Below are 13,587 nucleotides of genomic sequence, written 5' to 3'. Positions count from 1 at the left end.
GAGGGAATAATCATGAGAGAGATAACCTATTCAGAAGCAGTTCGTGAAGCAATGGAACAAGAAATGAGAAAGAATGATGATGTATTTATACTTGGTGAAGATATTGGAGTTTATGGTGGTGCCTTTGGTGTAACTCGCGGCATGATTGAGGAATTCGGTCCTGAACGTGTTCGAAACACACCGATCAGTGAATCAGGGATCTCCGGAGCGGCTGTTGGTTCGGCATTAACCGGAATGCGTCCGATTGTGGAGTTGCAGTTCTCCGATTTTATTACCATCGCAATGGACCAAATGGTTAATCAGGCGGCCAAAATGCGCTATATGTACGGTGGTAAGGCTACAGTGCCAATGGTATTGCGTACGCCGAGTGGTTCTGGAACTGGTGCAGCCGCACAGCACTCACAAAGTCTGGAAGCTTGGGTAGCACATGTTCCAGGTCTTAAGGTTGTACAGCCATCAACAGCATATGATGCAAAAGGCTTGTTAAAAGCGGCGATGGATGACGATAACCCAGTTGTATTTTACGAGCATAAAGTTTTATACAAAACAAAATCCGATGTTCCTGAGGATCAATACAGCATTCCTTTAGGAGAAGCAGATATTAAACGTGAAGGTACTGATGTGACAATCGTTGCTACAGCGGTTATGGTGCATCGTGCACTGGAAGCAGCTGAAGAACTTGAAAAAGAAGGTATTAGTGTCGAAGTGGTAGATCCGCGAACAATCGTGCCATTAGATGAAGAAACAATTGTTCAATCCGTCTCAAAAACAGGACGCGTTGTCGTTGTCCATGAGGCAGTTAAACGCGGTGGAGTCGGCGGTGAGATCGCCAGTATGATAGCGGAAAGTGATGCATTCGATTACCTTGATGCACCAATTCAGCGCCTGGGAGCACTACCTGTGCCGGTTCCATATAATCCAGATTTGGAAAAAGCATCGGTTCCACAGGTTCCAGATATTGTTCAATCCGTTAAGAAAACGTTAAATAAGGCGTAAGGGGGGATCGTAATGGCTAAAGAAGTTTTCATGCCAAAGCTAAGCAGTACAATGGAAGTTGGTACGTTGCTTCAATGGTTGAAAGAAGAAGGCGATCCTGTTGAAATCGGTGAGCCTTTATTTGAAATCATGACTGATAAGATCAATATTGAAGTTGAGTCATATGAAGAAGGCGTCTTTTTAAAAAAATATTATCAAGTGGATGATGAGATACCTGTAAATGCGGTTATTGGCTATGTCGGCGAGGAAAACGAAGAGGTACCGAACGAACCGCCAGAATTAGCGGATGAGGAAGAGCCTTCTGAGGCTGGTGAATCTGCTAAGGAAGATGAGCAGCCAGCAGCTGAACAGCCTGTAGAATCTGCAACTGATAAAGTACGTGCTACGCCAGCAGCAAGGCGCGTTGCCTGGGAAAATAATATCGAATTGTCCAGTGTATCGGGTTCAGGTCCTAAGAGCCGTGTACACGAACAAGATGTTATCAAAGCGATCGATACAAACCGTGCCACTCCGCTTGCTGAAAAAATTGCTGCTGACAAAGGTGTGGATCTTAGTCAGATACAAGGTTCTGGAGCTCGAGGGAAGGTAGAAAAAGCAGATGTCACAGGATATGCTGCTGCTCAAACGGAACCAAGGGAAGAGCCTGAGCGCGTTAAGCTGAAAGGCTTGCGTAAAGCAGTTGCAGATAAGATGCTGGAAAGCACGCAGAGTATTCCGCATGTGACGCTGACAAGTGAAATTGACATGTCACAAGTAATTGACGTTCGTAAATCATTACTGCCAGTTATCGAAAAACAGACAGGCTATCGACTTTCCTATACTGAAATTATTATTAAAGCAACAGCACACGTATTAGGAAATCACCCGAAAGTGAATGCTTCGCTCGTTGGTGATGAAATCGTAATGAATAAAGATGTGAATATTGGATTGGCTGTAGCGGTCGAGAATGGTTTGATCGTTCCATCTGTTCCTAACGCTGACAAAAAAGGACTTGCTGAATTAACTGAAGCAAGTAAAACTCTAGGCTTGAAGGCACGTGATGGTAAATTATCACCAGATGAAATGTCAGGCAGCACCTTCAGCATCAGTAACTTAGGCATGTATGCTGTTGATGGGTTTACACCTATTATTAATCCGCCTGAAACAGCAATTCTTGGCGTCGGACGAATCGTTGAAAAACCAGTTATTGTCGATGGGTCGGTTGAAGTAAGACCAATGATGGTACTCAGTCTGTCATTTGATCATCGAGCAATTGACGGCGCACCAGCAGCTGCATTCTTAACAGAACTAAAAGATCGCTTAGAAAATCCATATGGTCTGTTAGTATAGGAGGTGGAATCCATGAAGACATTTGATCTAGCAATAATTGGCGGCGGCCCCGGGGGCTATGTAGCAGCTATCCGCGCTGCAAAAGAAGGTCTGTCTGTTGCGCTTGTTGAAGGACGTGACCTTGGTGGCACATGCTTGAATCGCGGCTGCATTCCTTCCAAGACGTTATTAAAGCATGCTGAACTAATTGAAGATATAAAAGATTCCAGGACATATGGAATCACGGTGAATGATTTTTCCTATTCAATAGAAGAAATGGTCAACCGGAAAAATAAAGTCGTTAACCAGCTGAAAAATGGAATCAAAGGCTTAATGAAGCAAAATAAGATCACTGTATTAGAAGGATTTGGATATGTTGATGACAGCAAAACGGTGACAGTTGAGACTGGTAATGGCAGCGAGAAACTTCAGGCTAATAATGTTATTTTAGCAAATGGTTCGAAGCCTTTTGTCCCACCGCTGCCTGACCTGGAAACTGTTGACTATTATACGAGTGATACCATTTTCGATATAAGTGAAGTTCCATCCCATATGGTAATTGTTGGTGGTGGCGTTATCGGTCTGGAAATTGCTTGTATTTTTAACAGCCTCGATACGAAGGTAGAAATCGTCGAAATGGCTGACCGTATTTTGCCTAACGAGGACCCTGATGCTGCTGATTATTTGGCGAAAGAATTCGCTAATAACGGGATTACCATCCATACAGGATCCAAGATTACCAGTTTTGCATCTGATAATGGCAAAACAACCGTTACAATGGAAAAGAATGGTGAGACGAAATCTCTTCAAACGGACAGTGTGCTTGTTTCAGTAGGAAGAACCCCGAATCTCACTGGAATAGAGGACTTATCCATTAATTTTGACGGTAAATTTGTCAAAGCTGACCGAAATATGAAAACCTCCATTGATGGCATTTATGCTGTCGGAGACCTAATTGGCGGATTCCAGCTTGCTCATGCTGCATCTGATGAAGGCATTATGGCCGTTAATCATATTTTAGGTAATTCTGCTAAAAAGGAATCAATCATACCGCGATGTGTCTATACCTTCCCTGAGATTGCGAGTGTCGGATTAACGGAAGATCAGGCAAAAGAAGCTGGATATCGCGTGAAGGCGAAGAAAGTCGACATCGCTGCAAACGGAAAAGCGATTGCAGCGGGTGAAACAAGCGGCTTCATGAAAATCATCGCTGAGGAAAAATACGGTGAAATACTAGGTGTTGTCATGGTTGGCGCCCATGTCACGGAAATGATCAGCCAAGCAACATCTTACATGCACCTGGAAGGAACCGTAGATGAAATCGAAAGCATGGTATTCCCGCATCCAACGATATCTGAATCGTTGTTTGAAGCTGGAAGCGCATGGCTTGAAAAAGGAATACATTTTAATTAATCTTATGCGGCCATCATTCAAAATGATGGCCAATTTTTCTATTAATAAAGAGTTAAAGAGTTGGACAATAAGGGTGATAAACATTTAAATGAAAACGCATACAATGACTGGTTTTCCGGTGATATAATGTGAATAGGGAAGGGGGAAAACAGAATCTATTTAGATAAAAGAAGTATCAGTATACTCGAGGAGCTTATAAGCAGCCCAAATACTTCCAGTAAAGAATTAGAAGAGAAAACGAAGTTATCCAGAAGGCAAATTAAATATAGCATAGAAAAAATTAATGATTGGTTGTTGGATAATAATTACCCCAGAATCAAGAGACTAAACAATGGGCAATTTCTAGTTGATTCGACATTAATGGAAATGTTCACTGGTGATCATAATATGTTAACTGATTATTACATTCCAACGGAGAGTGAAAGAGTACTTTTAATTTTATTTATATTGCTCTCACAAAACGACCTATCCTTATTTCATTTTACAAATGCATTAGAAGTCAGTAACGTAACTGTACTTAACGATATGAAAAAGGCTCGAACAAAGATTGATATATATGGGCTGACCTTAAACTACTCAAGAACTGAGGGTTATCAGTTAAGCGGGTTGGAATGGGATAAACGGAATTTGCTACTTGATATCATACAGGAAACACGAGATATGTATGGTGGTTTGTCTTTAATTCGGGATTTTACGATCCTCCACGATGAAAAGCTTAACCGTATCTCCGTTGAATTAGAAGGCATTGAAGAAATGTTAAATATAAAATTCACGGATGAAAAATTCGAGATACTAATCTATTGCCTTGGAGTTATTTTCGAAAGAGTAAAGCAAGGCAATATTATCGAGTTTGATTCTCAAATTGAATATGAGGAATTGTCTGATACAAAAGAATATAAGGCGACAGAACGATTATTGAGGTATGAAGGCAGATTACCTAGAATAGAAAGATTGTACATTACTTTGCAAGTGTTATCTACCAATGTTTTTTCCGGCGAACTATTAATGGAGCATGAAATACCACAGCTAGAAAATGCACTTTATAAAACATTAGATAAATTTGAAACAAATGCTTTTATTAATTTAGATAATAAAGAGGATTTAGTTCAAAAGTTGATACTGCACTTTAAGCCTGCTTACTATAGGATTAAATATGATTTGAGTAGTTATGATAAATCCATCGTAAAATTAGAAGATGCTTTTTTGGGATTGGATCAAATTGTGAAATTTTCGCTAAAACCATTAGAAAATTTTATGAAAAACAGAATCCCTGATTATGAAAGACACTATTTAACAATATTTATAGGTGGTCATTTACTAGAAACAAAGCAAATATTTACAACACGAAAAAAAGCATTAGTTGTTTGTAAAAATGGCGTGACAGTTTCAAAACTATTAAGAAATACACTTTCAAAATTATTTCCTGAATTTTACTTTTATCCAACTATGTCAATGCGAGAGTTTAATGAATTAGGACCAATAGATGCAGCTGTGATCTTCTCCCCGGTGCCGATTAAAACTGAAATTGATCTTTTTATTATAAATCCTTTACTTACAGAAGCAGATAAATGGAATTTAAGACAGCGAGTAATGAAAAGGATTTACGGGGTTGATAATGATCTTTTCAATAGTGATAAGTTAATAGAAATCATTGGAGAATCATCAACAATAAATAATAAAGAAAAGCTAAAAGAAGATTTACAAAAATACCTGCTACAACAATCTAACCACCAGGGTGAAGTGAAAGTGGGAGCGGACAACAATCCTAGTCTGGAAGATTTAATAACGGAAGAAACAATTACAGTTATTAACCAAGCAGAGGATTGGAAAGAAGCTATTAAGATAGCCTCCATCCCCTTACTAAGGAATCAATCAATTACAGAGAATTATGTTAAAAAAATGATAGATTCTCATAGCTATGAGAATCCATATATGATATTAGGCAAGCAGGTAGCAATACCACATGCTGAACCGAAGAATGGTGTTAATTCACTGGGGATGAGTTTGTTGATCGTGAAAGATGGTGTCTTATTTTCTCAGGAATTAAAAATCAATTTGGTTGTTGTAATTGCCGCACCTGATGCTAACCAACATGTGAAGGCAATCTATCAATTAACAAACCTATCAATGGATGAAGGTTTACTAAAGAATATTTTAGAAAATCCAACGAAAAAAGTAATTATTGATTCCTTACGAAAGATAACAAACATGGCATCCTGACATAGAAGGAGGACTATAGTATGAAGTTAGACAAAGAATTGGTCATGATTGATTTGGATTCAGAATCAAAAGAGGAAGCATTGACCTTATTAGGTAACCAACTATTTGATAAAGGGTTTGTTAAAGAAAACTTTGTTGAAAGTATTATTGAAAGGGAAAGGACGTTTCCTACGGGCTTACCCACAGCACCTTTTGGAGTTGCTATACCTCATGCGGATAGTGACAAGGTGAATGAGCCACAGATAGCATTCGCTTCTTTGAAAAAGCCAGTAAAATTTTCTGTAATGGGAAATAGTGATGAGAAAATAGATGTGAGGGTAATTTTTATGCTTGCTTTAAAGGACCCAGATGATCAGTTAGAAATGCTGCAAAAGTTAATTGGATTATTTCAAGATCAGGAAACCGTTACAAAGTTAGCTAATATTAAAAGTACTGATACATTAAATGAGTTAATTGGAGATAGGACACACCAATCACTAAACTAGTTATCAATTTATATAGAAAATAAATTTAGGAGGAGATTTCATGGGAGTATTACAATGGTTTGTTGACCTCGGTGCTAGTGTTTTGTTGCCCATTATAATTTTTATATTTGCATTAGTTTTGGGGACTAAACCTGGTAAGGCATTTCGTGCAGGGATTACAGTAGGGATCGGTTTTGTTGCAATTAATTTGGTTATTGGTTTACTTACAGATAGCTTAGGCCCAGCTGCTCAATCTATGGTCGACAATTTTGGTTTTAATTTAAACACTATTGACGTAGGGTGGCCAGCTGTGTCCGCTATCTCATATGGGACAGCATTGGGTAGTTTAGCCATACCTATTGGAATAGCTGTGAACGTTCTATTGTTGACATTTGGATTAACTAAAACGTTAAATGTTGATATTTGGAATTTCTGGCATGCTGCATTTACGGGCTCTTTAGTTTATGCGCTTACAGGTGATTTTGGATTAGGGATATTTACAATTGTAGTTCATTTACTTCTAATTTATTTAATGGCTGATGTACTCGCAAAAGATATCGAGAAATTTTATGGGTTTCAAAATATTACATTTCCACATGGTACGTCAACACCATCAGCATTTGTAGCAAAGCCTATGAATTGGGTTTTTGACCGTATCCCTGGCTTTAATAAGTTGGAAGCCGACCCAGATACAATTCAAAAGAAATTAGGAGTTTTTGGAGACTCAACGATTATTGGTGTTTTTATAGGTATTGTTATAGGTGTTTTGGCCGGGTATAACGTAACAGAGACCTTGCAGCTTGCAATTCAAACAGGAGCAGTAATGATGTTATTACCTAGAATGGTTTCCCTTTTAATGGAAGGCTTAACTCCTGTATCAGAGGCAGCGGGAGAGTTTGTTAAGCGACGCTTTCCGGGACGAGACTTATATATTGGGATGGACAGTGCACTAGCTATTGGTCATCCCGCAGTACTGTCTGCAGCATTACTAATTGTGCCGATTACAATTTTTATGGCAGTTATACTACCTGGAAATTCAGTTCTTCCATTTGCTGATTTAGCATCAATTCCATTTTTGATTTGTTTAATGGTACCAGTATTTAGAGGCAATATTATAAGAACTGTTATCGGTGGATCCATTTATATAGGTATTGGTTTTTATATAGCAACGTGGATAGCTCCAATATTTACGAAGGCCGCAGTTGCTTCCAATTTTGACACGGGAGCTAGCTCAAGTATTTCTGCATTGATTGATGGCGCTGTGTGGACAACATTTATCTTTGTATGGATACCTAAGATATTTAGCTGGTACGGCATGATAGCAATAGGATTGCTTATATTATTTGGGTTAATTTATCAGAACAAAATAAAACCAAATAGACAAAAGGCGAACGAAGAAAGCTTAGAAAGGAAGGAAGCTTAAATGAAAAAATTATTAATTATGTGTGGTACAGGAATAGCAACTTCAACAGTTGTTAAAGGCAAAGTCGAAGAATGGCTAAAAGAGAATAATTTAAACAATGAAGTCAAGATATATCAATCTAAAATAAGTGATGAAATAAATAGAATTGATGAATATGACATTGTCTTATCGACTACAATCGTTCCAGACAATATAAGGGAAAAAGTAATTGATGGTGTTCCACTTTTAACTGGGATGGGTATTGATGAGATGTATGCAAAAATTTCAGCTCAGATTAAATAATTATGTTTATTAATCAATCGATAGACTACTATTAAAGTTGGTTTGACATAGAGTCGTGCGAGTGTACTGTTATTATCATGCTTAACGCTCTATGTTAACCTTTTTTTCTCCGATGCTAATTTGAAGTGAGATCATCCTAAGCTATTGTATGGAGCCGGATGCGCCTGGCTTGAAAAGTGCATACGTTTTAATTATTCTTAAACTGGTCATCATTCATAGGTGGGTGATGGTCAATTTTCTATGGAATGGAGTAAAAAATGAATAAAAAATTAATCTTCTTTGATATTGACGGGACTCTTCTCGACCACGATAAGCAATTACAAGCCTCAGCAAAAAAAGCAATAGATGAATTGAAGCGCAATGGACATGTTGTAGCAGCTGCGACAGGTCGAGCCCCATTTACATTCCAACCAATATTGGAAGAATTGGATATCGATACACATGTCAGTATGAACGGGCAATACGTTGTTTTTGAAAATGAAGCAATTTACAAGAATCCCTTATCATCAAATGTTCTGGAAGAATTAAATAACTTTGCAACAACCAAAAATCATCCTATTATCTATGTGAATCATGAAGATTGGTATTCCAATACGGAAGATCATCCACAGGTGAAAGCGGCAATCGCCTCATTAAAAGTTGATCAGGAGTTAACCTATAATCCCAAATTTCATCATAGTGGAGAAGTATACCAAGCCCTGCTGTTCTCCCCGGAGGAGAGTGAACCGGACTATTGGGAAGCATTTAAGCAGCAGCTTGAATTTATTCGTTGGCATGAGCACTCCATGGATGTGCTTCCCCACGGCGGATCAAAGGCAGCTGGTATAGAAAAATTAATCGACCACTTACAAATAGCAGCAGATGATGTATACGCATTTGGTGATGGCCTGAATGATATTAAAATGCTGCAATCAGTCCGAAATAGCGTCGCAATGGGCAATGCATCAGATGTAGTAAAGGAGTCAGCCAAACTAGTGACAAAAGATGTTCAAGATGATGGCATCCTGCATGGACTTAGGATGGTAGGATTAATTAAAAGTTAATCAAACGTTTGATCAAAGCAGACTCGCTTAGGCGGGTCTGCTTTTTTGGTGTATGCGGAGAGCTCACGCCGCAATGTACTTAACTCGAGCGAGCAGTCCTCAAACTCGAGCGAGCAGCCCGACTAACTCGCGCAGCCAACCTCCCCAATAAGTTGATTTTCGGCATCCGCCGAAAATCTTCTACTTTTTAGAGAAGTATTCAATAGGTCATTTTCTGCTAAAGCAGAAAATCTCTTTCTTTTAAGTACTATCGTTTCTCAAACCAAAAAAGTGGCATTTTCAGTGAAAATAACTTTTTTTAATTATGATGCCACTTTTTAGTCGTGAGGTTCGATAGTATGTGTGAAAGGAGGTGAGCGACATGGCAATAGCACAAATGGTGAACACACGTATGAGCCTAATTTTGGATGACGGTATTGACGAAGTATCAGGTAAGCAGCTTTTCAAAACGAAGAGCTTCAACAATGTAAAGATCGCTGCAACAGCTGATCAGTTATATTCAATAGCTAACGCAGTCGTCGTTTTACAGCAACGCCCACTATTAAGTATCGAGCGAAAAGACAGTTCCGAACTAAGAGGAGCATAATCACTCACAGCTCTACAAAATAAGGGATGAAAGGAGGGAACTCAATGAAAAAATTAGAGCTTAAATTCTTAAATGCTGAAGGAAAAACAGTGACATACTCATTAGAAAAGCCAATTGAGCCGGTTGATCCAGTAGCAGTCAAGGCTGCAATGGACGAGGTCATCGCACAAGATGCTTTCACATCATCGGGCGGAAATCTAGTATCTATCAAAAGTGCACGCGTAGTTGAGCGCAATGTGCAGGAAGTTGAATTAGTATAATATTGAGGACCAGTGCGGGGGTGCACTGGTCCTTTGGTGTTTTATTTTCTATCAAACAAATACCGACAAAATTATTTCCGGGGAAATAATTTGTTAGATATTGTCGCTAGGTTCTAGATGCTTTTTCATATTGGATGTGTTGAATTTCGACGGATACCGAAAATATCTTCTAGAATTAATAAAATTATATTTTCCTATCACTAATATAGGTTGAATTTTGACTTGGGTAAAGGAAAATTCCATTCCCTTATTTTTAGTAGAATTAAATTTCATTTCTATTGCAACCTCAGTGATTGTTGCTGATTTCCCTTATGAAGTAAAACGTTATATTATTGCTAAAAACGAATTAAGGAGAAATGGAAATGAATATGAAATTAAGGACTAAACCACGTCCACTCCAAAAGCTTGATGCAGCGATTCCTCGACTGTCACCACATTTTCAACAGTTGCCAGCGATGAAGGAAGATGCAGCAATCCAGCAGAAAGGGTTTAGTGGGGAATTGAAGGTTGATTACTACCTTGACTACTTAGCGACAAACTATACCATTCTTCAGGATGTTTATTTGCGGGTGAACGGCAAAAATGTGCAAATTGATTCACTGGTTCTTTCACAGCAGGCGATTTATATTGTTGATTCAAAAAACTTTAATGATACGATAACCTTCGATACAACCCTCAAACAAATGACCCGGAGCGACGGGAAAGTAGATAAGGGATTCGAATATCCTATCACCCAAGTCCAAAACCAACAATTTCACCTTCAAAGCTGGCTCTCCCAACATAATCTTCCTAGTATTCCAATCTATTATTTCGTAGCTATCAGTGAACCATCTACCATAATTAAAGTGCATGGTGACACAGAAGCGATTGGAAAGATAGTCGCTCATGCAGCACGAATTCCCTCCATGATTATGGAAAAAGAACAACAAATTACCGAGCAAAGTGTTAACAAGATTCAGGATGGAAAAATTGGAAAAATAATTCTGAATGCCTGCAATGTGTTTGATATGGATATTAACAAGAAATTCTCCATCAAGAAAATGGATCTGTTACCTGGGGTTATCTGTACAGAATGTGGATTGCTGGGGATGGAGCGGGTGTATGGCGGGTGGAGGTGCAGGAGATGTAATATGTTCTCGAAGAACGCTCACCTAAATGCCATATCTGATTACTTGTTATTAGTAAAGCCATACATAACAAACAGAGAATGCATGCGTTTTCTAAAATTGAGCTCACGGAATGCAGCTACAAGGATACTATCAAAAAGCGGACTAATTTACGTCGAGAAAGGTAGGTATTGGGTAAAGCAATAACGATAGGAGCAAACCCTTCAATATTGTTAATTTTCGGCGCGAGCCGAAAATCTTCCTTCAATAATAATAATGAAAACATCCAGCCGAAGCTGGATGTTTTCCTATTTAATTGAGTACTCAAACTCGAGCGAGTAGCCTTTGAACTTGAGCGAGCGCGCCCCAAACTCGAGCGAGCAGCCCTCAAACTCGAGCGAGCAGCCCCCAAACTCGAGCGAGCAACCTCCAAACTCGAGCGAGCAGCCCCCAAACTCGAGCGAGCAACCACCAAACTCGAGCGAGCAGCCGCCAAACTCGAGCGAGCAGCCCCCAAACTCGAGCGAGCAGCCCCCAAACTCGAGCGAGCAGCCCCCAATCTCGAGCGAGCAAGCCCCAAACTCGAGCGAGCAGCCCCCAAACTCGAGCGAGCAGCCCTCAAACTCGAGCGAGCAACGCCCAAACTCAAGCGAGCAGCCGCCGTACAGTTCCTCCTAGGAGGGGTGATTTTCGGCATCTGCCGAAAATCTTCAACTTTATCTAATCAATTCAATAGGATATTTTCTGCTAAAGCAGAAAATTAACTTCCCAGTAAATAAAAAAACATCCAGCACATGCTGAATGTTCTCCATATCTCTATTAATCTTGCATATATTGGTACTTAGTTATTAACTCATCTAATTCTTGACTATATTTTAAAGTTTCTCTTGCTGTTAGGCCGAATGTTTCGGCTATCTTTATCATTTTGTCTTTTTTATTTTCGATAGTTCGTAATAGCTCATCTGTATACTCGGTATGGGTAACTATTATACACATCTCCTTAATTGCCAAATCACAATCCTAAGCTAGAATATAATAACAAGAATTAAATTTATATTGGGGATCTTTGTAATAGGCCACTAAATTGTTCCGTTCCTTATTTGTTATATCGACAATAAATAGAAAATATTAACATTATACTGAACGACTATAGCACAAAACTGTTGGATAGTAACTTAACCTTGTTAATCCACATTAAAAAAACATCCAGCATCAGCTGGATGTTCTCTCCTTACCACCTAAAATCTAGTAAAACCGCTTAAACCCATCGAAGTGCTTGCTCCAGTATGAGTTATCCAAACTAGTTATCTGCACGCCACTTGAGCCGGCGTGGATGAACTCGTTGTTGCCGAGAAAAATTCCCATATGTGATATTCCGGACTTATAGGTGTTCTCGAAGAATACGAGATCGCCTACTTGTGGTTTATTAATATAGAATGAGCGGTTGTAATAGCCTTCCGTTGATAGTCGGCTTATGTCTTTCCCTGCCTCACTATATGCATAATAAATAAATCCGCTGCAATCAAAGCCGCTTGGTGATTCGCCGCCCCATGCGTAGCCTGCGCCATTTACACTCTTGGCACCACTAATCAATTTATTAACATTATAGTCAATATCAGCAGTAGGCGCGCTCGAATCGCTTCCACCATCAGAAGTCGATTTCTCGCCGATATTCAGCTTCTGTCCGATTAATATCAAATCGGACGACAAATCGTTCCACTTCTTCAACTGAGTAACACTAACGCCATTGCGCGATCCAATTGCAGACAAGCTGTCTCCTGACTTAACGGTGTACACTTTCGATGATGCAACTTCTTTATCCGGTGCAGGGCTCACATCAGGCTGCCCGCTATCACCAGCACCACCCTCAGAAACGACAAACTCATTCCCAGGATAGATCAGCGTTGTATCCAAGTCATTCCATTTCATTAATTTAGTTAGTGAAATATTATGTTTGCTTGCGATGCCGCTCAGTGTGTCACCACGCTTAACGGTATATGTAGTAGATTTCGTCGTATGATTAGTAGAATTAGAGTTTGATGTAGTAGTAGATTTGGATGTTTCGATTACCTGATTTGGGAAAATAATGTTTCCTGATAGACTGTTCCATGATCTTAGCTGTCCGACACTAACATCGTATTTATGTGCTATCGCCCACAATGAGTCACCGCTTTTTACCTTATATGATGCTGCATTTGCATCTTCTGCACCGACAAATGCTGAGGCTATAAACGCACTTGCAGTTACCGACATGAATAATTTCTTGTTGTTCAAATTTTTCATTACTCCCTTCCATATAAAGTCTGTTAATTATAGCATGATTCTACATATTTTTAATAGAGTCCATTAGAAATAGGAAAATAGTAATAGACACTTTTTTATAAACAATCGAATTACATACATAAATTCGTTTATAATGTCGAAATAAATAACATATCACATATTAAAATAGAGAATTGGTTAGTTGGATTATAATTTATAAATGT

At 39.1% G+C, this 13,587-nt stretch carries 13 protein-coding genes; 11 read left to right on the top strand and 2 right to left on the bottom strand.

Annotated features, from left to right (window positions below; genetic code table 11):
* Positions 1–12: 12 nt before the first annotated feature.
* From J2Z82_RS06440 to J2Z82_RS06390, 11 genes are all read left to right on the top strand, one after another.
* On the top strand, positions 13–996 hold the full coding sequence (locus J2Z82_RS06440) for an alpha-ketoacid dehydrogenase subunit beta (protein ID WP_209479960.1): 984 nt from the start codon (positions 13–15) through the stop codon (positions 994–996).
* A 12-nt stretch (positions 997–1,008) separates the two neighbouring features.
* The gene (locus J2Z82_RS06435) at positions 1,009–2,325 is read left to right on the top strand and encodes a dihydrolipoamide acetyltransferase family protein (RefSeq protein WP_209479959.1); all 1,317 of its coding nucleotides are present in this window, start codon (positions 1,009–1,011) and stop codon (positions 2,323–2,325) included.
* Between the two features lie 12 nt (positions 2,326–2,337).
* Positions 2,338–3,717: a dihydrolipoyl dehydrogenase gene (lpdA, locus tag J2Z82_RS06430; protein ID WP_209479958.1), complete on the top strand. Its 1,380-nt coding sequence runs from the start codon at positions 2,338–2,340 to the stop codon at positions 3,715–3,717.
* 387 nt (positions 3,718–4,104) lie between these two features.
* A complete protein-coding gene (locus tag J2Z82_RS06425; protein WP_209479957.1) occupies positions 4,105–5,937 on the top strand; it encodes a BglG family transcription antiterminator in 1,833 nt (610 codons plus the stop codon).
* Positions 5,938–5,957: 20 nt separating this feature from the next.
* Positions 5,958–6,422: a PTS sugar transporter subunit IIA gene (locus tag J2Z82_RS06420; protein WP_209479956.1), complete on the top strand. Its 465-nt coding sequence runs from the start codon at positions 5,958–5,960 to the stop codon at positions 6,420–6,422.
* 40 nt (positions 6,423–6,462) lie between these two features.
* Entirely contained in the window at positions 6,463–7,824 is a 1,362-nt protein-coding gene (locus J2Z82_RS06415; protein WP_209479955.1) for a PTS galactitol transporter subunit IIC, read from the top strand.
* The gene (locus J2Z82_RS06410; protein ID WP_209479954.1) at positions 7,825–8,106 is read left to right on the top strand and encodes a PTS sugar transporter subunit IIB; all 282 of its coding nucleotides are present in this window, start codon (positions 7,825–7,827) and stop codon (positions 8,104–8,106) included.
* Between the two features lie 257 nt (positions 8,107–8,363).
* Positions 8,364–9,149, top strand: coding sequence for a Cof-type HAD-IIB family hydrolase (locus J2Z82_RS06405; RefSeq protein WP_209479953.1), 786 nt, complete (start codon positions 8,364–8,366; stop codon positions 9,147–9,149).
* A 361-nt stretch (positions 9,150–9,510) separates the two neighbouring features.
* Positions 9,511–9,735, top strand: a complete 225-nt coding sequence (locus J2Z82_RS06400) for a DUF1659 domain-containing protein (protein WP_209479952.1) — start codon at positions 9,511–9,513, stop codon at positions 9,733–9,735.
* A 44-nt stretch (positions 9,736–9,779) separates the two neighbouring features.
* Positions 9,780–9,995, top strand: coding sequence for a DUF2922 domain-containing protein (locus J2Z82_RS06395; protein ID WP_209479951.1), 216 nt, complete (start codon positions 9,780–9,782; stop codon positions 9,993–9,995).
* A gap of 362 nt (positions 9,996–10,357) precedes the next feature.
* On the top strand, positions 10,358–11,308 hold the full coding sequence (locus J2Z82_RS06390) for a nuclease-related domain-containing protein (protein ID WP_209479950.1): 951 nt from the start codon (positions 10,358–10,360) through the stop codon (positions 11,306–11,308).
* Positions 11,309–11,920: 612 nt separating this feature from the next.
* Here the strand turns inward: J2Z82_RS06390 and J2Z82_RS19555 are convergent.
* Positions 11,921–12,097: an aspartyl-phosphate phosphatase Spo0E family protein gene (locus J2Z82_RS19555; protein ID WP_209480015.1), complete on the bottom strand. Its 177-nt coding sequence runs from the start codon at positions 12,095–12,097 to the stop codon at positions 11,921–11,923.
* Positions 12,098–12,346: 249 nt separating this feature from the next.
* A complete protein-coding gene (locus tag J2Z82_RS06380; RefSeq protein ID WP_390314405.1) occupies positions 12,347–13,384 on the bottom strand; it encodes a C40 family peptidase in 1,038 nt (345 codons plus the stop codon).
* Positions 13,385–13,587: the final 203 nt, after the last annotated feature.

The organism is Virgibacillus litoralis, assembly GCF_017873675.1.
Classification (GTDB): domain Bacteria; phylum Bacillota; class Bacilli; order Bacillales; family Amphibacillaceae; genus Lentibacillus; species Lentibacillus litoralis.
Note: the sequence above shows the minus strand (reverse complement) of the source record. Positions and strands in the feature narration are given on the sequence as shown.